This is a genomic window from Streptomyces sp. NRRL S-455, assembly GCF_000717875.1.
Taxonomy (GTDB): Bacteria; Actinomycetota; Actinomycetes; order Streptomycetales; family Streptomycetaceae; genus Streptomyces.
The window spans coordinates 124386-144217 of sequence record NZ_JOCT01000004.1; the positions used below are offsets into that span (position 1 = coordinate 124386).

Genomic DNA, 19832 nt, shown 5'->3' on the forward strand with positions numbered 1-19832 from the left:
CTCCCCCACACCTCTCAGCCCCCCCGCCCGGCATCGGCCGCGCGGGGGGCTGAGCTGTTGCGGACCGTCGTGACCAGGGGCGTACTGGCTTGAGGGGGTCGGTGAGAGCGAGAACAGGACGGTGGAGCACATGTCCGTTGCGGGCCGGTCGAAAGAGAAGCTGCACGAGCAGGCCGCCGCCGAGGCCGCGCGGCGATACGAGGACTCCACCGCGGAGCGCGAGCGGGTCGAGGGCCGGCTGGCGGCCGGTGTCCGGTTCCCGGACGCCCCTGACGCCCTCGCCGCCCGCGCCGACCGGATCCTCGACCGGGGCGGTCTGTCGCCCTCGGCGGTCGTGGCGGACATCCACCGGGAGGCCATGGACCTGCCCCAAGCCAACGAACGCGTCATCGACCTGTCCAACGAACTGCAGGCCTGGAGCTTCCTGCCGCGCGGAGTGCGGGCCGGGGCCACGGTCGCCCGGATCACCCTGCGCCGCGACGGCCGTGAGCTTCCGCACGGCACGGGTTTCATGGTGTCGCCACGGCTGATGATGACCAACCACCATGTCCTGCCCGACGAGGACTTCGCCCGCCAGTGCTTCGCGGAGTTCAACGCCCAGGTCACCGTCGACAACGTGCCCGACGCCGCCGTCCGCCTGGAGTTCGACCCGGGCAGCTTCTTCGCCGCCGACCGGCGGCTGGACTTCGCCCTGGTGGCCGTCACGCCCGCCCAGGACGGCCTCCCGCCGGGCGAGATCTTCGGCTGGAACCGGCTCAGCGTGCAGCTCGGCAAGCTGGTGCTCGGCGAGAAGGTGAACATCATCGGTCACCCGGACGGACGGCTCAAGGAGATCGTGCTGCGCGACAACGCGGTGCTGGTGCGGCTCGACGATTTCGTCCACTACAGAACGGACACGCGCCCCGGCAACTCGGGCTCCCCCGTCTTCAACGACCAGTGGGAGGTCGTGGCCCTGCACCACAGCGGCGTGCCGAAGAGGGACGACCAGGGGCGTGTCCTGCGGCAGGACGGCCGGCCCTGGCAGCCGGGCGACGGCGACGACGCGATCGACTGGGTCGCCAACGAGGGCGTTCGCATCAGCTCCGTCCTGAGGCACCTGGCCGGGCTGGACCTCGCCCCGGGGCGGCGGGCACTGCTGGCCGAGATGGGACCGGACTCCGGCCTTGACCAGAGCGTGGCCGCCCCCGCGCCTCAGCCCGAGCACACCACTCCGGACGTACCCGGCGTCACGGCCCCGACGGTCCCCGCCGTCCCGGTGACCGTGCCCATGACGGTGAGCGAGACCCGGTCGCAGCCCCCGAAGAAGGGACGTCCGGCGCGGAGTACCGCGTTCGGCGGCCGCAGGCACCTGGTCTTCCTGCACGGCAGGGACCAGCAGGGCAAGGAGCCCGACGACCTCCGCCGGAACTGGACGGCCGGCCTGAACCGCGGACTGACCCTCGCCTCGCTGCCCCCGCTCGACCCGGACGACGTGTGGTTCCCGTTCTACGGCACGAGACTGGCCGGCCTCGTGAGCGGACGGGAGAGCACGGCCGAGGCCGTCGGCCTCGACCAGGTGAACGCCGCCGCTGCCGCCGAGGTCTTCGCCGCCGAGTCACCCACCGGCTCCTACGAGCAGCTGCTCTACGAGGCGGCCGCCCGGGCCGGTATGCCCCAGGACGGTCCGGCGACCACGGAGGGATTCGGGGCGGGCCTGGTCGGCGCGCTGCACCGGCCGCTGAGCTGGCTCGCCACCCGGTCCGACGTGGACGAGTGGACCATCGCCACGTTCCTGCGGGACGTCGACCTGTACCTCGGCGACAGTGCCGTGCGCCAGTCCGTGCTGGACAGCGTCATGGAGACCATGCCCGCCACGGGTGAAGTGGTGCTGGTCACGCACAGCCTGGGCACCGTCGTCGGCATGGACCTGCTGACCCGGCTCCCCGACGGCCTCGATCCGGTCCTGCTCGTCACCGCGGGCAGTCCGTTGGGGCTGGACGGCGTCAACGAGCGTCTCCTCGCCCGCGGCCCGCACCGGCCTCCCCGGGTGCGTGACTGGGTCAACGTCTGGTGCCCCACCGACGCGGTCGCCATCGGCTGCCCCCTGGAGGACGAGCGGTGGGGCAAGCTCACGCAGCTGGCCGTCTCCAACGGCCGCGACCGCGCCCACAAGATCGAGGAGTACCTCTCCCACCCGGGAGCGGCCGGCGCGATCGGCTCGGTGCTCACCGGCCGGAGCTGAGGCGCCCCGTCAGCTCCCCTGGATCACCTGGGTGACGCCGTTGATGATCTGCTGCACGGCGATCGCGGAGAGCATCATGCCCGCGAGCCGTGTCACCAGCACCACGCCGCCGTCCTTGATGATCCGGATGATCACCAGCGAGTAGCGCATCACCAGCCACAGCACGACGTGGATGGCGAGGATCGCCGTCCACACCGACACCTGCGTGGCCACGCTGTGTGCCTTCTGCACGGCGAGGATGACCGACACGATCGCCCCCGGCCCGGCGAGCAACGGCATGCCCAGTGGCACGAGCGCGACGTTGACGTCCTTGGTCTGCTTCGGCTCGTCGTTCTTGCCGGTCAGCAGGTCAAGGGCGATCAGCAGGAGCAACAGCCCGCCCGCGATCATCAACGCGGGCACGGAGACATGCAGATAGTTCAGGATCTGATGCCCCAGCAGCCCGAACACCGTGATCACCCCACCGGCGACACAGACGGCCTGAAAGGCCATCCGCTTCTGCACCTTGCCGGGCCGCCCGGCGGTGAGCGCGAGGAAGATCGGGGTGATCCCCGGGGGATCCATGATCACGAAGAGGGTGAGGAAGAGAGAGCCGAAGACGGCGAGGTCGAACATGAGCGTGTGGCCTTGCGTGTGTGTGGAGCGCGAACCGCTGCCGCTGTGGCGAAACGTTCCGCATGGCGAGCGGGCACCGCCCGGCTCGAACGCAGTCGGAAGCTCGAGGGAGGGCGGGCGGGCACAGCCGGCAGCGCCGGGTGCCTGAAAAACGGACCTGCTGGAGAGATGCCTCAGACCCCGCCGGCCCCGGGCACCGGAAACGCCCCGAACGCCCGCCGCGTGATCTCCCCGTACACCTCGGGATCCGTCGTGTACTCCCCGAGCACACACGTCTTCCGGCTGCCGTGATAGTCCGAGGACCCGGTCACGAGAAGCCCCAGCTCCTTCGCCAGGCCCCGCAGCCGCGCCCGTGTATCGGCATCGTGGTCCATGTGATCGACCTCGATACCGTCCAGTCCGGCCGCGGCCATCTCGGCGATCGCGGCCTCCGGCACCGTACGTCCCCGCCTGCTCGCACCGGGGTGTGCGAACACCGCGACCCCGCCCGCGCCCTTGATCAGCCGGAGCGCCTCGAAGGGGTCGGTCTCGTGCTTCTCCACGAAGGCCCGGCCGCCGTCGGCCAGCCAGTCCTGGGTGAAGGCGTCACCGACGGTCGGCACCACACCGAGCTCCACGAGCGCGCTCGCGACATGCGGCCGTCCGACGGACCCGTCACCCGCGATCCGCGACACCTGCTCCCAGGTCACCGGAACGCCCAGCTCCTGAAGCTTGGCGATCATGCCCTGTGCCCGCGGTACCCGGTCGTCCCGCACCAGCTCCCGCTCGGCGAGCAGGGCCGGCTCCTCCGCGTCGAACAAGTAGGCCAGCATGTGCATGCTGATCCCGTCGAGCCGGCAGGACAGCTCGGCCCCGGTGACCAGCGTGATCCCTTCGGGCAGTGCGGCGATCGCCTCGGCGTGCCCACGGGTGGTGTCGTGATCGGTCAGGGCGACGACGTCCAGCCCGGCAGCGGCGGCCTTCCGCACCAGCTCGCCCGGAGCGTCGGTGCCGTCGCTGGCAGTGGAGTGGGTGTGCAGATCGATACGCACGACACGAACTCCAGACACGGACGACATGAACAGGGCTGCTCAAGGATAACCACATTTTCAACGCCCGATGTCACACCTGAACCCACCATGCGCCCCCTACAAGAACACCCCCGAGGGACGCGGGGCCGTGTTCATACGCGACGTCATATGCGACTCCGCCGCGTGGGGCGCGACCAGCCACAGCGCAGCCGCAGCCCGCCGATACACCGCACCCCGACCCCGCCCGGGCGCTATGGCTGCAGCAGGCGCGGCGACAACGCCCCGCACGGCACCAGCTCGACCTCGGCCCCGGCATCCCGCAGATCCGCCAGCACCAACTCGTCGTACATCAACAGCCCCGACTGCTCGGGCCACACCACGGCCCACAGCCACATCCCCAGCGCCTCCCCCGCGAACACCGCCCGGTCGTCCGGCGCCCCGGACACATGCCACAGCGGCGTCGGCCGCCCCGCGGCCAGCACCTTCGCCTGAGCCGGCTTCCCGACGTCCATGTACGGCCCGGGATCCGGCCCGTCGATCCCCGCGTACCGCGCCCCGAGCCCGACACCCAGCTCCTCGGCCACCAGGATCAACTCGCCCACCCCGCCGAGCGGTCCGGGTCCGGTGCAGGCCACCGCCGTCGCGCGCCCGCCCGTGCGGTCGTCCCCCGCGCAGGCCACCCCGGTGAACAGCCACCCCACCGGCAGGGGCCACGGCATCCACACCGGCACCTGCGTGCGGTGCACCACGACGGTGAGGGCGTCGACGCTGGGCGGTATCACGGGCTGCACCGGATGGACGGTGCCGTGCACATCGCACTGCCACGAGTCGGAGAAGAGGCCGGGAGCCCTGACCCGGCCACCGCACTTCGGGCAACTGGGTTCGCCCCTCATAGGGCCCCACGGTCCTACCCCCGCCCCGCCGCGTCAAGGACGATCACCCAACCGGACGGAACCCTTCACGCCCACATTAGATGTATGTTGCATTAATTAGCCTAGCTAACTTAGCATGTGCATGTACCAATCATCTCCGTCTCTCGGATCTCGGAAAGGGAGCAAGCATGGACCCCCTCGATGCCGGAACGGGCGGCCTCCTGAAGCAGCCCAAGTCCGTGTGGGCGACAGCCGGGGCGTCTGTCGTCGCCTTCATGGGCATCGGGCTGGTCGACCCGATCCTGCCGTCCATCGCCCAGGGCCTGCACGCCACGGCGAGCCAGGTCTCCCTGCTCTTCACCTCGTACTTCCTCATCACCGCCGTCGCGATGCTGGTGACCGGCTTCGTCTCCAGTCGCATCGGCGGCCGCAAGACCCTGCTGCTCGGCCTCGCGTTCGTCGTGGTGTTCGCCGGACTCGCGGGCACCTCCGGCTCCGTCGGCGAACTGGTCGGATTCCGGGCGGGCTGGGGCCTCGGCAACGCGCTGTTCGTCTCGACGGCCCTCGCGGTCATCGTCGGCGCGGCGGCCGGCGGCAGCGCCGCGGCCATCCTGCTCTACGAATCGGCGCTGGGTCTCGGCATGGCCTGCGGCCCGCTGCTGGGCGCCCTGCTCGGCGACGCCAGCTGGCGCTACCCGTTCTTCGGTACCGCGTTCCTGATGGCTGTCGGCTTCCTGTGCATCACGGTGTTCCTGAAGGAGCAGCCCAAGCCGGCCCGCAAGACCTCGCTCCTGGAACCGGTCAAGGCCCTGGGCCACGGCGGCCTGGCCTCGGCCGCGGTCTCGGCGTTCTTCTACAACTACACGTTCTTCACCGTGCTGGCCTTCACGCCGTTCGTGCTGGACATGAGCCCGTACCGGTCGGGCGCGGTCTTCTTCGCCTGGGGCGTGCTGCTCGCCGTCTTCTCGGTGATCGTGGCGCCGCGGCTGCAGAAGCGGTTCGGTTCGCTGAAGGTGCTCGGCGGTTCGCTGGTGCTGCTCGCGGCCGACGTGCTCGTGCTCGGCTACGGCTCCCACACCGCGGCCGTCGTCTGCACGATCCTGTCCGGCGCCTTCATCGGCGTGAACAACACCGTCTACACCGAACTGGCCCTCGGCGTCTCGGACGCGCCCCGGCCGGTGGCGAGCGCGGGCTACAACTTCGTCCGCTGGTTCGCGGCGGCCGCCGCCCCGTACTTCGCGCCGAAGATCGAGGAGTGGACCGACATCCACATCCCCTTCCTGGTGGCGGCCGTCACCGCGATCGTGGGCGCCGGGGTGGTCGTCGTGCGGCGGAAGGCCCTCACGCGGGAAGCCGAGGAGCTCCAGACCCGGCACACGGCCGAGGACAGTGTCGCCGTCTTCGCCAACTGAGGCTTTCCGGCCAGGGTTTGGTGAGCTTCCTCACTCCAGCGGGACGGACTTCCGGGACGGATCCCGGAGGTCCGTCCCCTGGTTCAGCCACCGCTCGTGGAGCGCCTGGGCGCCGTGCACGCGCTTGAAGGCGGCCTCGTTCGGGGTCATCGGCAGCAGCGGCAGGAACCGCACGGGGTCGAGGGGCTCGTCGAGCTCCAGATCCTCGACCAGTCCGCCCGGCTCGGCGACGAGGACCGAGGTGAAGGGAGCTCCGGGCCACAGCGGCTCCCCTACGTCGAGGGAGGCGCCAGGAGCCACGATCAGGCCCTCCACCTGCGGAGACGCGGCGAGCACGGCGAGCGGGCGGAGCACCTTGCCGGTGTCGGCGGCCCCGGAGCGGACCGAGAGGACCAGCTCGGCGCGCGGGCCCTTGACCGGGTCGGCGACGACGGCCGTGGGGTCCGTCATGGGGTGCGCGGACATGCCGAGCGTGGCGTAGCGGACGATGTCGCCCTCCTGGAAGCGGAGCACCTCGATGCGGTCCGTGCCGAGGAAGGTGACCGCCGCGCGTGCGTCCGGTTCGCCCAGCGCCGTACGCAACCGGGCCTCGACCAGAGGAAGAACATCTGCCATGCGGCGAGCATAGAACTCGTCAGTAGCGGGCAAACAAGCGCCTTGACGTCGGGCGGCTGATACTCTTACCCGGTGGTTCGGGGCAGCACGCAGAAGCGTCGCGATCAAGCCCCGACGCCGATGGAACTCCCTTACGAGGGACCGGCCGGAGGAGGTGGGACTGCAATGGATCGAAGTCGACCGTGCAGTAGCACCACGCTCTTCCCGCCGCTGACGTAGCTGTTCTGGCTTTTGCCGGCTGCCACCTCTCGCACTCGCCTCACCGCGGAAGAGCGCTTCGTTTCGCATTACCTGATCTGCCTCAGTAGCTGAATCAGTAACGAATCTCGCCACCGCGACGGTGCGGTGCTCCCCGCTTTGTGGACGTGCCAAACATCCTCGGTCCCGACGTCCTCATTCCGGGTAGTTCCACCCGTCGCCGGCGCCTTTCGTTGCCCGCCCGCGAAGGAGCCCGCCATGTCGATGATCCGCGACCTGCGCGCCGTCGTCCGTCCGTCCCGTGTGTCGCTGCGCAAGGAGAGTGGGCCGTACGACACCACCCGCAGCCCCGCGACGCCCTCGGCCGTCGTCGACTGCGCCGTCTACCGGGACGGCCGCCGCATCGAGACCGAGACCCCGCTGACCCCGCACGAGGCGGTGCGCCTGGTGCGCCGCGACGGGGGCTTCGTGTGGATCGGCCTGCACGAGCCCACCGAGGCCGAATTCGCCGGTATCGCCAGCGAGTTCGGGCTGCACCCGCTGGCCGTGGAGGACGCCGTCCAGGCCCACCAGCGGCCCAAGCTGGAGCGCTACGACGACTCGCTGTTCACGGTCTTCAAGACCATCCACTACGTCGAGCACGACCAGCTCGACGCCAACAGCGAGGTCGTCGAGTCCGGCGAGGTCATGTGCTTCACCGGACGGGACTTCTTCATCACCGTCCGGCACGGCGGAAAGGGCTCCCTGCGCGCCCTCAGGCACCGCCTCCAGGACGACCCCGAGCTGCTGGCCAAGGGCCCCTCGGCGGTGCTGCACGCCATCGCCGACCACGTCGTCGACGGGTACATCGCGGTCGCCGACGCGGTGCAGGACGACATCGACGAGGTCGAGATCGAGGTGTTCTCCCCGGGCCGCCGCAAGGGCACACCGCGCGGCACGGATGCCGGCCGGATCTACCAACTCAAGCGCGAGGTGCTGGAGTTCAAGCGGGCCGTGTCGCCGCTGCTGCGGCCCATGCAGCTGCTGAGCGAGCGTCCGATGCGGCTGGTCGACCCGGACATCCAGAAGTACTTCCGGGACGTCGCCGACCACCTGGCCCGGGTCCAGGAGCAGGTCATCGGCTTCGACGAGCTGCTCAACTCCATCCTCCAGGCCAACCTCGCACAGGCGTCCGTGGCGCAGAACGAGGACATGCGGAAGATCACCTCGTGGGCGGCGATCATCGCCGTGCCGACGATGGTGTGCGGGGTGTACGGCATGAACTTCGACCACATGCCGGAGCTGCACTGGCGGTACGGCTACCCGGTGATCATGGGCATCACCGTGGCCATCTGCCTCGGCATCCACCGCACGCTCAAGCGGAACGGCTGGCTGTGAGCGGCCTGGATAGGCTGAGCCCCATGACGGATGAGCTGCTCGGCCACGCCCTCGTCGAGGAGGCCACGAAGAAGTCCGGCCTCGTCTGGGTCCAGGGCCCGGACAGCCCGGCGCGTGCGCTGTGGCACGTGTGGCACGAGGGCGCCGCGTGCCTGGTCGGCGACGGGCCCGGCGAGCAGCCGCTGCCCGGGCTGACCGACGGGGCCGAGGCCCAGGTGACGGTCCGCAGCAAGGACAAGGGGGGCCGGCTGGTCTCCTGGACCGCGCGAGTCAGGCAGCTCGAACCGGGCTCCGAGGCGTGGGACGCGGCGGTCGCCGAGCTCAAGGGCAAACGGCTGAACGCGCCCGACGGCGAGGCCATGACCGGCCGCTGGGCCCGCGAGTGCCGGGTGCTGCGCCTGGAGCCGACCGGCGCCCGGGCGCCGATGCCCGACGATTCCCTGGCCGAGGCCCCGCTGCCGTCCCCGGCGATCACCCGTCGGCCCGTCCCGGCGGGGCTGCCCCGGCTGCTGCTGAAGAAGCGCAAACGGAGCTGACGGATCTACGACGTCGGCAGCTGCTTGCCGTAGTCCACCGTCTCGTTCCGCTCCGGCTCCCTGAGGGAGAAGTTCTCCCCCCAGGCGGAGAACGTGAGGGTGCCAGCGCTGCCGGCCCGCTCCAGGCGCAGCGGATACGGCTTGCCCTCGAGGGAGACCTCCAGGGTGCCGCCGGAGCCCTTGTCGCCGGTGATGCGGATGGTGCGGATGCCCGCCTGTTCGTCGTGCCCGTCCGTGGCGAGCGTGCCGTGCAGGGTCAGCAGACCGTCGAGGAGGATCCCCTTGTCCGTGAAACCGCTGAACTTCTTGTACGAGGGGTCGCCCTGCGGCACCTTCACGAACTTGCCGCCGAGCTTGGAGGCCGCCGCCGCGTCCGCCTCGCTCTCCTCGCCCTCCTCGCCCTGGCCGTCGCCGTGACTCCAGAACTCCGCGTCGGCCTTGACGAAGAGCTGCTCGCCGACGCGCAGCAGCTGAAAGGTCGTCCCCTCCGAGGTGACCGACCCCTCGCCGCCGTCGTCCTTCAGGCGCATGTCGAGCGCGTAGGTGCGTCCGCCGCTGACGACGTTTCCGTGCACCCGGACCGCCCCGGCGGACTCGGCGGTCGTACGGGTCTTGGCCTGGATCTTCGCGGCCGGCAGTCTGCCGATCCCGTTGGTGCCCGCGTTCGGATCCTCCTCCGAGCAACCCGTGAGCACCGTTCCCGTCACCGCCAGTGCGCATATCGCGCTCGCGAGTGCGGCACTGCGGTTGCGGCCCTGGGGAATCGGAGTCACAGGTGGGGCTGCCTCTCTTATGTGAGACCTGAACGGCGTACCGCAGGGTACCGGGGTCGTGCGGGCCGATCGGAGCCAGTCCGTCCGGACCGTCCGCCGACGCACCCGCGATCGGGACGGGCTAGCCTGAAGCCCATCCGAGCGGGCAATTCGGAAGGCACAGGCACAAAGACAGGCACACATCCAGGCACCACGAACCACCCCGCACGAAAAGGAGCCGCGGCCATGGCAGCGGGCGCCCCCCGGATCTTCGTATCGCACCTCTCCGGTGTCGCCGTCTTCGACCCCGCCGGTGACCAGGTGGGGCGGGTGCGCGACCTGGTCGTCATGCTGCGGGTGGGGCAGCGACCGCCGAGGCTGCTCGGCCTGGTCGTCGAACTCGCCACCCGCCGCCGCATCTTCCTGCCCATGACCCGGGTCACGGCCATCCAGTCCGGCCAGGTGATCACCACCGGCGTGCTCAACGTCCGGCGCTTCGAGCAGCGGCCCACCGAGCGGCTGGTCTTCGGGGAGCTGCTGGACCGGCGGGTCACGCTCACCGAGACCGGCGAGGAGGTCACCGTCCTCGACCTGTCGGTGCATCAGCTGCCGGCCCGCCGGGAGTGGGAGATCGACCGGGTCTTCGTCCGCAAGGGCAGAAAGGGAGGCGCCTTCCGGCGCGCCAAGGGCGAGGCGCTGACCGTCGAGTGGTCGGCCGTCACCGGCTTCTCCCTGGAGGAGCAGGCGCAGGGCGCCGAGAGCCTGCTCGCCACCTTCGAGCAGCTGCGCCCCGCGGACCTGGCCAACGTCCTGCACCACCTCTCCCCCAAGCGCCGGGCCGAGGTCGCCGCCGCCCTCGACGACGACCGGCTGGCCGACGTGCTGGAGGAGCTGCCTGAGGACGACCAGATCGAGATCCTCGGCAAGCTGAAGGAGGAGCGCGCCGCCGACGTCCTGGAGGCCATGGACCCGGATGACGCGGCCGACCTGCTGGGCGAGCTGCCGACGGACGAGCAGGAGCGGCTGCTGAGCCTGATGCAGCCCGGCGACGCGGCCGACATGCGGCGGCTGATGTCGTACGAGGAGCGCACGGCGGGCGGACTGATGACCACCGAGCCGATCGTGCTGCGCCCGGACGCCACCGTGGCCGACGCCCTCGCCCGCGTCCGCAACCCCGACCTCTCCCCCGCTCTGGCGGCCCAGGTCTACGTCTGCCGCCCGCCGGACGAGACGCCGACGGGCAAGTACCTGGGCACGGTCCACTTCCAGCGCCTGTTGCGCGAGCCACCGCCCTCCCTGGTCAGTTCGATCGTGGACAGTGACCTGCAACCGCTCGATCCGGAGGCGGACCTGCCCGCCATCGCCGGGTTCTTCGCCACGTACGACATGGTCGCGGCCCCGGTGGTCGACGAGGCGGGGGCGCTGCTGGGCGCGGTGACCGTGGACGACGTGCTGGACCACATGCTGCCCGAGGACTGGCGGGAGACGGAGTTCCATCTGGACGAGGAGGTGGCGACCGATGGTTCCTGAGCGTGACACCCCGCGCGAGCGCACGCCGTCCGGCGCCACGGCCGCTTCCCGGCCGCGCGGGCCCCGGCTCGACCAGCCCGGCGTGCCCCGGCGCCGGTTCCTGCCCGAGTACGATCCGGAAGCCTTCGGGCGGCTGTCGGAACGCATCGCGCGTTTCCTCGGCACGGGGCGGTTCCTCGTCTGGATGACGGCCGTCATCATCATCTGGGTGGCCTGGAACAGCCTCGCCCCGAGCGGCCTGCGCTTCGACGAGTACCCGTTCATCTTCCTGACCCTGATGCTGTCGCTCCAGGCCTCCTACGCCGCCCCGCTGATCCTGCTCGCGCAGAACCGGCAGGACGACCGCGACCGGGTCAACCTGGAGCAGGACCGCAAGCAGAACGAGCGGTCGATCGCGGACACCGAGTACCTGACCCGCGAGATCGCCGCCCTGCGCATCGGCCTGGGCGAGGTCGCCACCCGCGACTGGATCCGCTCCGAGTTCCAGGACATGATCAAGGAGCTGGAGGAACGCCAGAACGGTCACCGTCACGACTCCGTCGTATTCCCGGCGGAACGGTCACGGGGGCGTGACGCAGACGACCGCTGAGACACTTTCCTACGCACCGGTACGGCGCCGTACCATCGTCCTATGGCTACGGAAGACGCGGTGCGCGAGGCACTGGCGACGGTGAACGACCCCGAGATCCACAAGCCCATCACCGAACTCGGGATGGTCAAGTCCGTGGAGATCGGCGCTGACGGCGCGGTCGCGGTCACCGTGTACCTGACGGTCTCGGGCTGCCCGATGCGGGACACCATCACGCAGCGTGTGACCGAGGCGGTCTCCCGCGTCGAGGGGGTCACCCGCGTCGACGTCACGCTGGACGTGATGAGCGACGAGCAGCGCCGCGAGCTGGCGTCCGCGCTGCGCGGCGGCCAGGCCGAGCGGGAGGTCCCGTTCGCCAAGCCGGGCAGCCTGACCCGCGTCTACGCGGTCGCCTCCGGCAAGGGCGGCGTCGGCAAGTCCTCGGTGACGGTGAACCTGGCGGCGGCGATGGCGGCCGACGGCCTCAAGGTCGGTGTCGTGGACGCCGACATCTACGGCCACTCCGTGCCGCGCATGCTGGGCGCCGACGGCCATCCCACCCAGGTCGAGAACATGATCATGCCGCCGTCGGCGAACGGTGTGAAGGTCATCTCCATCGGCATGTTCACCCCGGGCAACACCCCGGTCGTCTGGCGCGGCCCGATGCTGCACCGCGCCCTCCAGCAGTTCCTGGCGGACGTGTACTGGGGCGACCTGGACGTCCTGCTCCTGGACCTGCCGCCGGGCACGGGCGACATCGCGATCTCCGTGGCCCAGCTCGTCCCGAACGCCGAGATCCTGGTCGTGACCACCCCGCAGCAGGCCGCCGCCGAGGTCGCCGAGCGGGCCGGCTCCATCGCCGTCCAGACCCACCAGAAGATCGTCGGCGTGGTCGAGAACATGTCCGGCCTGCCCTGCCCGCACTGCGGCGAGATGGTCGACGTCTTCGGCACGGGCGGCGGCCAGGTGGTGGCCGACGGTCTGACGCGTACGACTGGTACGTCGGTCCCGGTGCTGGGCAACATCCCGATCGACGTCCGCCTCCGCGAGGGCGGCGACGACGGCAAGCCGGTGGTCCTGACGGACCCGGACTCCCCGGCGGGCTCGGCCCTGCGCGCGATCGCCGGAAAGCTGGGCGGACGGCAGCGGGGCCTGTCGGGCCTGTCCCTGGGGATCACCCCGAAGAACAAGTTCTGATCGCTGCGTCCCTGAGGGCAACGCCTTCAGGGGCGCGGGGAACTGCGCGAGCAAGCACATCGCACCCGTGGTCGCCCGCCTGGCGCAAGCCCTACGGCGAAGGGGCGCCGGAACTAACGGCGCCCCATGCTCACGCGTAAGCGGCGATGTCCTTCACCACGGCGAAGCCAAGCCCGTACGCACTCATGCCCCTGCCGTACGCCCCGACGTGAACCCCGGCCGAGGTCGACCCGGCGAGCACCCAGCCGAACTCCGACTCCCGGTAGTGGAACGCCGTCGGCACCCCGTCCACCGGCAGCGACAGCGTCGACCAGTCGGACCCCTCGAGGTCGTCCGCCAGCACCCACGCCGTCTCGGTCTGCTGCTCCAGCCAGTCGTCGCGCAGGGAGTGGTCCATCTGCCCGGGCCATGTGCAGGACAGCAGTCCCACGCCCGCGAGCCACGCCGCCGAGGACACGGACGTCGCCTCCAGCAGCCCCGTCCCGTCCGCGGTGCGCCGTGGGGGACTCGCCGCCACGGTCACCACGACCGCGAACTTCTCCTTGGCCTCCTGACCGGCCCCGGTGGCGTACTCATTGCGCACCGTGGGCGGGTCACCGTGCCCGATCGAACCGTGTTCCACGACCCCGTCGGCCGTCGTGCCGACCTGCATCAGCCAGCGCGGCCCCGAGAAGGCCTCGTCGAGGCCGTACCACGGGAAGGGCGCACGCAGGTAGCCGTCGACCGTACGCCGGGCGGAGGGGACCTGCTGTCCGCTCTCCGTGGCCGGCGTCTGCGCGACTCCCCGACTCGTCGTCTCCATGTGCCCGCACGCCTCCTCGCTCTAGTCGGACCGGAACGGCCCGCCCCCCTTCGGGCGGCGTCGCCGGTTCGCATACGGTCCGCCCACCAACTCGGCAGCATAGCCACACCGCTGCGAGCAGCAGGGAAATCGCCCGGCGCGTGGGCCGCACGGGCGCCTTGATCAGGCCGTGCACAGCCCGACCGGAGTATGAAACGCGTCACGCCCACCAGAGGCGTACGCCCTGGCCGGTGTCGCTCAGGTGGCGTCCACGTCGAAGGGCGGACGGTCGTCCCGGTCCGGGGTCTCGGGCTTCTTCGTCATGTCGACGCGGCCACCGGAGGAGCCGGGGGACGACGCGGGGGACGTGTCGGAGTCACGGCTGTGGACGGCGTCGGTGACCTCCGCCATCTCCTTCTTCAGGTCGAAGCCGTTGCGGATCTCCTTGAGCCCCAGATCCTCGTTGTCCAGCTGCTTGCGGATGAACGTCTTGGGGTTGAGGTCCTCGAACTCGAAGTCCTTGAACTCCGGGCCCAGTTCCTCCCGGATGTCGTTCTTGGCGCTCTCCGAGAACTCACGGATCTTCCGGATGGTGCGCGACACGTCCTGGATGACCTTGGGGAGCTTGTCCGGACCGAAGACGAGCACGGCAAGGACGATGAGCGTCACCAGCTCGAGCGGTCCTATGTCATTGAACACCTGAAGCTCCTTGCGATGTCCTCGGTCCTCGGCCCTCGGTGGTCAGTGCGGGTCTTGCCGTGGTCCGGGCCGGATCCACGGTACCCGGCCATCCTCTCCGGCCGGTACCGTCCCGGGACCTCCGAGTGCGGGGAGTGGGAGCGCTTTCCAGAATGTTTGCCTTGTTCGCCCCTGTATGTACCGGCCCTCACGTCTCAGCCTCCGGAGGACCCGAGGACCAGGGAGACCGTCCGTTCCTTGCCGCCTCGCTCCAGGACCAGTTCCAGCCGGTCACCGGGGCGGTGGGCACGCGTCTTGACGATCAGCTCCTCGCCGGAGTGGACGCGTTGTCCGTCGACCCGCGTGATGACGTCGCCCGCTTTGATCCCGGCCTTGGCGCCCGGGCCGCCCACGGTGACCGGCGGTCCCCCCTCGCTGCCTTCGGTGGCGACGCGGGCGCCGTCGCCCGCGTAGTCCATGTCCAGGGTGATGCCGATCACCGGGTGGGTGGCCCTGCCGGTGTTGATCAGCTCCTCGGCGACGCGTTTGCCCTGGTTGATGGGTATGGCGAAGCCGAGACCTATGGAGCCGGACTGACCGCTGTCCGGGTCGGAGCCGCTGTCCGCCGAGCGGATGGCCGAGTTGATACCGATGACCCGCGCCTGTGAGTCGAGCAGGGGCCCACCGGAGTTGCCCGGGTTGATGGGCGCGTCGGTCTGGAGCGCGTCGACGTACGACACGTCGCTGCCGTCGCCCTTCTCTCCGCCCGCCGTGATGGGCCGCTGCTTGGCGCTGATGATGCCGGAGGTGACGGTTCCGGCCAGGTCGAAGGGGGCGCCGATGGCCACGACCGGGTCGCCGACCCGCACGTTGTCCGAGTTGCCGAGGGGCAGGGGGGAGAGTCCGCGTACGCCCTTCACCTTGATGACGGCGAGGTCGTAGCCGCTGTCCCGGCCGACGAGCTCGGCCTGGGCGGTCTCCCCGCCGTTGAAGGTCACGGTGATCTCGCCGGCGGATCCGGCGGGCCGCACGACGTGGTTGTTGGTGAGGATGTGCCCGCGGGTGTCGAGCACGAAGCCGGTACCGGTGCCCTGTTCTCCGGAGCCGCTCACGTGCAGGGTGACCACGCTGGGCAGGGCCCGTCCGGCGATCCCGGCCACACTGCCCGGGTCCCGCCCTGTGGCCTCCTTTCCGGCCTGCGGCAACTCGACGGTGCCGACGCCCCCGTTCCTCTCCAGATACGTCCCCGCGGCCCCGCCGATGCCCCCGGACACGAGCGCGATCAGCACGGCGCCTCCGGCCAGCGCCTTCCTGCCCCGCCTGCGGCGCTGCTCGGTGCTGAGCACACCGGCCCCGTTCTGCTGGAGCGGCCCGACACCTCCGTGGGCCACCGGAGCGGCCCAGGGGTCGTAGCGCTGCCAGGGGTCGAGGCCGTGAGCGGGTGCCGGAGCCGGCGCGGGGGCGCTGGGGACCGGTGCCGGAGCCGGCACGGGGGCGCTGGGGACCGGTGCCGGAGCCGGCACGGGGGCGCTGGGGACCGGTCCCGGAGCCGGCACGGGGGCGCTGGGGACCGGTCCCGGAGCCGGCACGGGGGCGCTGGGGACCGGTCCCGGAGCCGGCGCGGGGGCGCTGGGGGACGGCCCCTGAGCCGGCGCGGGGGCGCTGGGGGACGGCCCCTGAGCCGGAATCTGGGCGGGAACGCCGGGAGACGGTGCCTGAGCCGATGCGGGGGCACTGGCGACCGGCCCCTGAGCCGGAGCGCCCGGAGACGGCACCGTCGGTGCGCCGCCGTGCGCTGCGGGGGCCGGGGTGCCCGCCGGAGTCGGCTGCGCCGGTATCGCGACGCCCTGGGCCGGTGTCGCAGCAGGATGCTGGACGGGCGGCGCGGGTGCCCAGGGGCCTGGTTGGCCGTAGGGCGGGGTGCTGTAGGGATCGGGGTCGTGCAGTGGCTTGGGTGTGCCCTCGAGGGGCCTCGTGGACGTGTCCGGGACGCTGTCCGCCGCCTGTGCGGCAGCGGGAACGGCCTCGGCGGGTGCCACCCCTCCGCCGGCAGACGCCCCAGCGGTGCCGTCCCCGGCCGCGACCGCCTCCGGCCGCCTCAGCTCGTAGTCGCCCTCGTCGTCCTGCCGAACCGCGGGCCGCGCCAGTTCGAAGTCTCCGTCGGTGTCGGCAGACCCCGCCGGGCTCGCCCCCGGGCCCTGGACGTCGTCCGCGCCCGTCGCCTCCGACCCCTGCGAAGGCCCTTCCAGCCGTGGCCGGCTCCACCACTTGGTTTTCGCCGGCTTCCCCTCGTTCATGTTCTCCCCACAGCCGCGGCACGGCTCGACGGCGTGCCGCGGTTCGTCGAATCGGCGCCCTGCCCTACCCCGGCGGCGGGCGCCACCCCCGGATTCAATCAGGTTCGCGCGCCGCTGCGCAGGGGCCGGTCAGCGAGCGGCACCCGAGGAGGCGGAAGGGGAGACGGAAGGAGAGGCGGGTGTGGTCGGGTCCGGGAGGGGCACGGCGAGCAGGGGTGTCGTGATTTTCGGGATCGCGGACCACGAGGTCAGCGCGGCCGACGGGGCGGCCTCGAGCGGGCGTATCAGCGGGGACACGGTGGCGGCGCCGGCCACCACCGGGGCGGTCAGCGCGTGTACGGCGTCGTGCTGTGCGGCAGGGTGCGGCACGCCCGGCAGCAGCGGTGCGGACACCTCGGTCGGGGCGACCGGGGTGTGGCCGAGCACGCTCTGCCCTTGCAGCTGTCCGATCAGCGGACCCGTACCGCGGCGCCGCTGGGACTCGGGCTGGGCCGCGGCGCCGGTGCCCGGCGTGCGCATCGGCGTGACGTTACTCCCCGTGCCGGAGCCGCCGCGGGCCTCCGCGTCGGCCGGTGCGCCGGTGGTGACACCGCCCAGCGCGATCGCGGCCAGGGACACGGCCCCGGCGGCGGCGAACGCGAACCGCAGCCGCGAGGAGGACCGGTCGGACTCGGGCCGGCCGACGTCATGGATACGGAATCCCCTGCTGCCAGGAGGCAGGCCGCGGTCGTCCGAGGGCGGCAGCGCGGCGATGTGCGGCCGGGCCGGGGCGTACCCGAACTCGAACCGCTCGCCGCGCTTCATTCCGAAGGCTCCGGACGAACCGAACCGTCCGGACAGTCCGCCGGGCAGCCCTCCCCCACCCGGGGGCAAGCCGTCGCCGTCCGGGTCACCTCCCCCGGGTAGTCCCTGGAGGCGGGCCAGGAAGCTCTCGGAGGGGGGCGGCGGGGCCGCCTGAGCGAAGACGCTCTTCAGCCGGCGCTGGGCGTCCACCTCCGCCTTGCACTTCGGGCAGGTGGCCACATGCGCCAGTACGCGCTCGCGCGCGTCATGACCGAGCTCTCCGTCCACCAGGGCGGAGAGTCGGTCTCCCAGGTGCTGCTCTGCGAGGTGACCCTCGGAAGACTTCGGCCGTGATCCGCTCACGCGCTCGCGCCCCCTCCTCCCAGGGCGGGAACACGGGGCACGAAGGAGCGGCGCTCGGCCCGCGCCTCCGGGGAACGGTGCGCGAGGGCCTTGCGCAGCTGGGAGCGGCCACGGTGGATCCGCGAACGGACCGTGCCCAGCTTCACTCCGAGGGTCGCGGCGATCTCCTCGTACGACAGTCCTTCGATGTCGCACAGCACGACCGCGGCACGGAACTCGGGGGCGAGGGTGTCGAGGGCCTGCTGGACGTCGGCGTCGAAGTGGGCGTCGTTGAAGACCTGCTGCGGTGTGGGCTCCTTGCTGGGCAGCCGCTCGGCCGCGTCCTCGCCGAGTGCGTCGAAGCGGATGCGCTGCTTGCGGCGGACCATGTCCAGGAACAGGTTCGTGGTGATGCGGTGCAGCCAGCCCTCGAAGGTGCCGGGCGTGTAGGTCGACAGGGAGCGGAAGACACGGACGAAGACCTCCTGCGTGAGATCCTCGGCGTCGTGCTGGTTGCCGGTCAGGCGGTAGGCGAGCCGGTAGACCCGGCCGCTGTGCGTGCTGACGATCTCCTCCCACGTGGGCGGAGTCCACGCCTGCCCGTCCGCGTCGGTGGTGAAGGTCGCGGTCTGGGCGAAGCCGGCGGCGTGGCCGTGGTCAGCGGTGTCGTTCACGGATGTCGGCCTGCCCGCCGATCCGAAGAAGCGCCGGAGCACTCCTCCTCGATCCACAGGCGTAGCCGCACCTCCCCTGTCAGCTCTGGTGGTGTCCAGTGGAGCCCCTACCATAGCCACCTCGCCCGTTAGGACCGGATAAGCGGTTTTACGAGATTTTGATCTGTGCTGATACGCCTCGTACTGCTGCGTCGGCACTTGCTCGGTGTCCTGGTCCACCGCCTGCCCCCCGTCACGACCGGCACCACTTGCTCATCCCTTTAAACGACCGGTCCCATCTGCGGGTTCCCGTGCCCAACGGATACAGTCACGCCCAGGCATTCACGGGGACAGGAGAGGGTCATTACCGGCAACCGGCAGACGAGCTGGGCGTTCGCCGACGCCTATGTCGCCGAGGACGACGCGCTGCGCTGGGCCCGCGACCGGGCCCGTGAGGCAGGGCTGCGCTCGGTGTCGCCCGGCACGGGCGCCGCGCTGCGACTGCTGGCGGCCTCCGTCGATGCCAAGGCCGTCGCCGAGATCGGCACCGGCTGCGGCGTCTCGGGGATCCACCTCCTGCACGGTATGCGGCCCGACGGTGTCCTGACCACCGTGGACTCCGAGCCGGAGCACCAGCAGTTCGCCCGCCAGGCCTTCCGCTTCTCCGGCTTCGCCAGCAACCGCGCCCGTTTCATCCCGGGCCGGGCCCTGGACGTGCTGCCGCGGCTCGCGGACTCCGGCTACGACCTCGTGTTCTGTGACGGCGATCGGCTGGAGGTCATGGACTACCTCGCCGAATCGTTGCGGCTGCTGCGCCCCGGCGGGCTCGTCGTCTTCGAGGGCGCCTTCGCGAACGGCCGGACCGTGGACTCCGGTCCGCAGCCCACGGAGGTGCTGCGGCTGCGGGAGCTGCTACGCGCGGTGCGCGAGAGTCAGGAAATGGTGCCGTCCCTGCTGCCGGTGGGCGACGGACTGCTGTGCGCCGTGAAACGGTAGCCGACCGGCACGTCTGAAAGCCGGAAGCCGGGGCAGACGAGGTTCATCGGTGAGAAAGCAGCCGCCCCGGCACCTCATGTGATGCCGGGGCAGCTGAAGGGGTATGGTCGCTTGCGCGTCAGCCGACGACCTTCTTGAGGGCGTCGCCCAGGGCGTCGGCCTCGTCCGGGGTCAGCTCGACGACGAGCCGACCGCCGCCTTCGAGCGGAACGCGCATGACGATGCCCCGCCCCTCCTTGGTCACCTCGAGCGGGCCATCACCCGTCCGCGGCTTCATGGCCGCCATGCTCGTTCCCCTTCCTGAAACCCAGCTCATCGCCAAAGCCGACGGCCCTGAGAAGGGCACACGTGCGGCCCTTGAGGCAGGACACGCGACACCGGCATCGAACACATTGCTTC

The 19832-nt window shown here is 71.1% G+C and carries 19 protein-coding genes; 8 read left to right on the plus strand and 11 right to left on the minus strand.

The window, feature by feature from the left end:
• Positions 1 to 130: 130 nt before the first annotated feature.
• On the plus strand, positions 131 to 2221 hold the full coding sequence (locus IE97_RS0106165; RefSeq protein ID WP_030232483.1) for a trypsin-like serine peptidase: 2091 nt from the start codon (positions 131 to 133) through the stop codon (positions 2219 to 2221).
• A 9-nt stretch (positions 2222 to 2230) separates the two neighbouring features.
• On the opposite strand, the gene IE97_RS0106170 is transcribed toward IE97_RS0106165, so the two are convergent.
• The 3 genes from IE97_RS0106170 to IE97_RS0106180 all read right to left on the minus strand — a co-directional run bounded on the left by IE97_RS0106170 (position 2231) and on the right by IE97_RS0106180 (position 4739).
• Positions 2231 to 2836 (minus strand): MarC family protein, encoded by a 606-nt coding sequence (locus IE97_RS0106170; RefSeq protein WP_030232487.1) that lies wholly within the window; start codon positions 2834 to 2836, stop codon positions 2231 to 2233.
• A gap of 173 nt (positions 2837 to 3009) precedes the next feature.
• Positions 3010 to 3867: a PHP domain-containing protein gene (locus IE97_RS0106175; RefSeq protein WP_030232492.1), complete on the minus strand. Its 858-nt coding sequence runs from the start codon at positions 3865 to 3867 to the stop codon at positions 3010 to 3012.
• A 230-nt stretch (positions 3868 to 4097) separates the two neighbouring features.
• Entirely contained in the window at positions 4098 to 4739 is a 642-nt protein-coding gene (locus IE97_RS0106180) for a DUF6758 family protein (RefSeq protein WP_030232495.1), read from the minus strand.
• Between the two features lie 167 nt (positions 4740 to 4906).
• Here IE97_RS0106180 and IE97_RS0106185 point away from each other — a divergent pair, with 167 nt between their 5' ends.
• Entirely contained in the window at positions 4907 to 6130 is a 1224-nt protein-coding gene (locus IE97_RS0106185) for an MFS transporter (RefSeq protein ID WP_030232499.1), read from the plus strand.
• 30 nt (positions 6131 to 6160) lie between these two features.
• Here the strand turns inward: IE97_RS0106185 and IE97_RS0106190 are convergent, their stop codons facing one another.
• Complete coding sequence (locus tag IE97_RS0106190) at positions 6161 to 6745, minus strand: suppressor of fused domain protein (protein ID WP_030232503.1); 585 nt, start codon at positions 6743 to 6745, stop codon at positions 6161 to 6163.
• Between the two features lie 456 nt (positions 6746 to 7201).
• Between IE97_RS0106190 and IE97_RS0106195 the strand changes: the two genes are divergently transcribed.
• Positions 7202 to 8320 carry a magnesium and cobalt transport protein CorA gene (locus IE97_RS0106195; RefSeq protein ID WP_030232508.1) on the plus strand — a complete coding sequence of 373 codons (1119 nt, stop codon included), beginning with the start codon at positions 7202 to 7204 and terminating at the stop codon, positions 8318 to 8320.
• Positions 8321 to 8343: 23 nt separating this feature from the next.
• Positions 8344 to 8856 (plus strand): hypothetical protein, encoded by a 513-nt coding sequence (locus IE97_RS0106200; RefSeq protein WP_030232511.1) that lies wholly within the window; start codon positions 8344 to 8346, stop codon positions 8854 to 8856.
• A gap of 5 nt (positions 8857 to 8861) precedes the next feature.
• Here IE97_RS0106200 and IE97_RS0106205 read toward each other — a convergent pair whose 3' ends face one another.
• Positions 8862 to 9629 carry a hypothetical protein gene (locus tag IE97_RS0106205; RefSeq protein WP_030232514.1) on the minus strand — a complete coding sequence of 256 codons (768 nt, stop codon included), beginning with the start codon at positions 9627 to 9629 and terminating at the stop codon, positions 8862 to 8864.
• A 225-nt stretch (positions 9630 to 9854) separates the two neighbouring features.
• On the opposite strand from IE97_RS0106205, the gene IE97_RS0106210 reads away from it, so the two are divergent.
• Genes IE97_RS0106210 through IE97_RS0106220 form a run of 3 tightly spaced genes read left to right on the plus strand, consistent with a single transcriptional unit; the run spans position 9855 to position 12903 of the window.
• Positions 9855 to 11138, plus strand: a complete 1284-nt coding sequence (locus IE97_RS0106210) for a magnesium transporter MgtE N-terminal domain-containing protein (protein WP_030232518.1) — start codon at positions 9855 to 9857, stop codon at positions 11136 to 11138.
• A complete protein-coding gene (locus IE97_RS0106215; RefSeq protein WP_030232524.1) occupies positions 11128 to 11727 on the plus strand; it encodes a DUF1003 domain-containing protein in 600 nt (199 codons plus the stop codon). Before IE97_RS0106210 ends, IE97_RS0106215 begins: the two co-directional genes overlap by 11 nt.
• A gap of 42 nt (positions 11728 to 11769) precedes the next feature.
• On the plus strand, positions 11770 to 12903 hold the full coding sequence (locus IE97_RS0106220) for an Mrp/NBP35 family ATP-binding protein (protein WP_030232528.1): 1134 nt from the start codon (positions 11770 to 11772) through the stop codon (positions 12901 to 12903).
• A 130-nt stretch (positions 12904 to 13033) separates the two neighbouring features.
• On the opposite strand, the gene IE97_RS0106225 is transcribed toward IE97_RS0106220, so the two are convergent.
• The 5 genes from IE97_RS0106225 to sigE form a co-directional block, all read right to left on the minus strand.
• The gene (locus tag IE97_RS0106225; protein ID WP_030232531.1) at positions 13034 to 13705 is read right to left on the minus strand and encodes a hypothetical protein; all 672 of its coding nucleotides are present in this window, start codon (positions 13703 to 13705) and stop codon (positions 13034 to 13036) included.
• Between the two features lie 237 nt (positions 13706 to 13942).
• Positions 13943 to 14383, minus strand: coding sequence for a sec-independent translocase (locus IE97_RS0106230; protein WP_030232534.1), 441 nt, complete (start codon positions 14381 to 14383; stop codon positions 13943 to 13945).
• 194 nt (positions 14384 to 14577) lie between these two features.
• Positions 14578 to 16308 carry a trypsin-like peptidase domain-containing protein gene (locus IE97_RS0106235; RefSeq protein ID WP_420706066.1) on the minus strand — a complete coding sequence of 577 codons (1731 nt, stop codon included), beginning with the start codon at positions 16306 to 16308 and terminating at the stop codon, positions 14578 to 14580.
• A 480-nt stretch (positions 16309 to 16788) separates the two neighbouring features.
• Positions 16789 to 17805 (minus strand): anti-sigma factor family protein, encoded by a 1017-nt coding sequence (locus tag IE97_RS0106240; protein WP_030898362.1) that lies wholly within the window; start codon positions 17803 to 17805, stop codon positions 16789 to 16791.
• The gene (gene sigE / locus IE97_RS0106250; protein WP_037834883.1) at positions 17802 to 18500 is read right to left on the minus strand and encodes an RNA polymerase sigma factor SigE; all 699 of its coding nucleotides are present in this window, start codon (positions 18498 to 18500) and stop codon (positions 17802 to 17804) included. The genes IE97_RS0106240 and sigE overlap by 4 nt, the downstream gene beginning before the upstream one ends.
• A gap of 234 nt (positions 18501 to 18734) precedes the next feature.
• Here sigE and IE97_RS0106255 point away from each other — a divergent pair, with 234 nt between their 5' ends.
• Entirely contained in the window at positions 18735 to 19433 is a 699-nt protein-coding gene (locus IE97_RS0106255) for an O-methyltransferase (protein WP_324605834.1), read from the plus strand.
• 118 nt (positions 19434 to 19551) lie between these two features.
• Here the strand turns inward: IE97_RS0106255 and IE97_RS39905 are convergent, their stop codons facing one another.
• Positions 19552 to 19719 carry a DUF3117 domain-containing protein gene (locus IE97_RS39905; RefSeq protein WP_003966491.1) on the minus strand — a complete coding sequence of 56 codons (168 nt, stop codon included), beginning with the start codon at positions 19717 to 19719 and terminating at the stop codon, positions 19552 to 19554.
• Positions 19720 to 19832: the final 113 nt, after the last annotated feature.

What these genes read in the sequence shown, in the direction of transcription:
- IE97_RS0106165 (WP_030232483.1), top strand. Translation starts at nt 131, where the DNA reads ATGTCCGTTGCGGGCCGGTCGAAAGAGAAGCTGCACGAGCAGGCCGCC.
- IE97_RS0106170 (WP_030232487.1), bottom strand. Translation starts at nt 2,836, where the DNA reads ATGTTCGACCTCGCCGTCTTCGGCTCTCTCTTCCTCACCCTCTTCGTG.
- IE97_RS0106180 (WP_030232495.1), bottom strand. Translation starts at nt 4,739, where the DNA reads ATGAGGGGCGAACCCAGTTGCCCGAAGTGCGGTGGCCGGGTCAGGGCT.
- IE97_RS0106185 (WP_030232499.1), top strand. Translation starts at nt 4,907, where the DNA reads ATGGACCCCCTCGATGCCGGAACGGGCGGCCTCCTGAAGCAGCCCAAG.
- IE97_RS0106190 (WP_030232503.1), bottom strand. Translation starts at nt 6,745, where the DNA reads ATGGCAGATGTTCTTCCTCTGGTCGAGGCCCGGTTGCGTACGGCGCTG.
- IE97_RS0106195 (WP_030232508.1), top strand. Translation starts at nt 7,202, where the DNA reads ATGTCGATGATCCGCGACCTGCGCGCCGTCGTCCGTCCGTCCCGTGTG.
- IE97_RS0106200 (WP_030232511.1), top strand. Translation starts at nt 8,344, where the DNA reads ATGACGGATGAGCTGCTCGGCCACGCCCTCGTCGAGGAGGCCACGAAG.
- IE97_RS0106210 (WP_030232518.1), top strand. Translation starts at nt 9,855, where the DNA reads ATGGCAGCGGGCGCCCCCCGGATCTTCGTATCGCACCTCTCCGGTGTC.
- IE97_RS0106215 (WP_030232524.1), top strand. Translation starts at nt 11,128, where the DNA reads ATGGTTCCTGAGCGTGACACCCCGCGCGAGCGCACGCCGTCCGGCGCC.
- IE97_RS0106220 (WP_030232528.1), top strand. Translation starts at nt 11,770, where the DNA reads ATGGCTACGGAAGACGCGGTGCGCGAGGCACTGGCGACGGTGAACGAC.
- IE97_RS0106225 (WP_030232531.1), bottom strand. Translation starts at nt 13,705, where the DNA reads ATGGAGACGACGAGTCGGGGAGTCGCGCAGACGCCGGCCACGGAGAGC.
- IE97_RS39905 (WP_003966491.1), bottom strand. Translation starts at nt 19,719, where the DNA reads ATGGCGGCCATGAAGCCGCGGACGGGTGATGGCCCGCTCGAGGTGACC.